The organism is Sphingobium phenoxybenzoativorans (genome assembly GCF_001757355.1).
In the GTDB taxonomy this organism is placed as follows: domain Bacteria; phylum Pseudomonadota; class Alphaproteobacteria; order Sphingomonadales; family Sphingomonadaceae; genus Sphingobium; species Sphingobium phenoxybenzoativorans.
On record NZ_MINO01000184.1, the window covers coordinates 1 to 1,200 of the forward strand.

A 1,200-nucleotide genomic window follows, 5' to 3' on the forward strand; every position below is an offset into this window, starting at 1 on the left:
AGACCGTAAGGACATGGACAAGCAGCCACGTGGCTCCAGAGCGAGCCTCCACGACGAAGTGACCGCCACCATCATTGCCCAGCTGGAAGAAGGATGCCTCCCCTGGGTACAGCCCTGGCAGACCGACGATGCCGCTTTTGGACTGCCCAGGAACGCAGTGACCGGACGGCCCTATAGCGGGATCAATATCCTCATCCTGTGGAACGCGCTGTTCGGAGCAGGCTATGCGACACAGAAGTGGCTGACCTATCGTCAGGCCATGGCGCTGGGCGGCAGCGTCCGGAAGGGCGAGAGCGGTGTTGGCATCTGCTATGCCGACACCTTCGTGCCCAAAGGCGCGGATGGCCAGGCGGAGGTCGGGGCCGATGGCGGTCCCAGGCACATCCCGTTCCTCAAGCGCTTCACCATCTTCAACATCGACCAGTGCGTCGATCTGCCCGAAGATTTCTATGGCGAAGATACAGGCGCTGACCCTGCCATCATCGTCCCCCATGCCGAGACGCTGATCAAGGCAAGCGGCGCGGATATCCGCATTGGCGGGAGCCTTGCCTATTATGCCCCCGGCGAGGACCGGATTCATGTGCCGCGGCGGCAACTGTTCGGCGCCCCTATCGATTATTACCGCACGGTCCTTCATGAGCTGGGCCACTGGACCGGACATGCACGCAGGCTTGACCGTTTCCATGGCGTCGCGGCCATCGATCCCCAGCATTGGTATGCACGGGAGGAGCTGGTTGCCGAGATGGCCGCAGCGTTCCTGTGTGCCGAGCTCGGGATCATCCCCACGGTCCGGCATGCTGATTATATCGGATCCTGGCTGGCCATCCTCAGGCAAGATAATCGCGCCATCTTCCGGGCCGCTGCCCAGGCGAGCAAGGCGGCCCGCTATCTGATGGCGTTCCTTGCCCGTGAGGAAAGCGGAGCATGAGCCAGCCCCCTCATCCCGCCCTCACCCCCGGGCGCCTCGAACAGGCGCTCGGGAGCATCGATCCCACATCTGCGCGGGTGTTCCGCCTCCATGCGGTCGAGGGTCATGACTATGGTGCCATATCCCGCATCACCGGCCTTTCCATGCAGGAGGTGGAACGGCATCTGGCCAAGGCGCTGGCGGCGCTGGCCAGGGCGCTGGAGGACCCATCCTCATGATTATGGTCAAAGCGGGTCCATCTCCTCATCCTCAGCCTCTCGTCATGAGGCCGT

General features: G+C 63.2%; 2 protein-coding genes. Both read left to right on the forward strand.

Annotation, left to right across the window (positions count from 1 at the left end; translation table 11 throughout):
• Positions 1-13 precede the first annotated feature (13 nt).
• Positions 14-928: an ArdC family protein gene (locus BHQ40_RS24720; protein WP_070158312.1), complete on the forward strand. Its 915-nt coding sequence runs from the start codon at positions 14-16 to the stop codon at positions 926-928.
• Positions 925-1,146, forward strand: a complete 222-nt coding sequence (locus BHQ40_RS24725) for a sigma factor-like helix-turn-helix DNA-binding protein (RefSeq protein WP_070158311.1) — start codon at positions 925-927, stop codon at positions 1,144-1,146. Before BHQ40_RS24720 ends, BHQ40_RS24725 begins: the two co-directional genes overlap by 4 nt.
• The last annotated feature ends 54 nt before the right edge of the window (positions 1,147-1,200 follow it).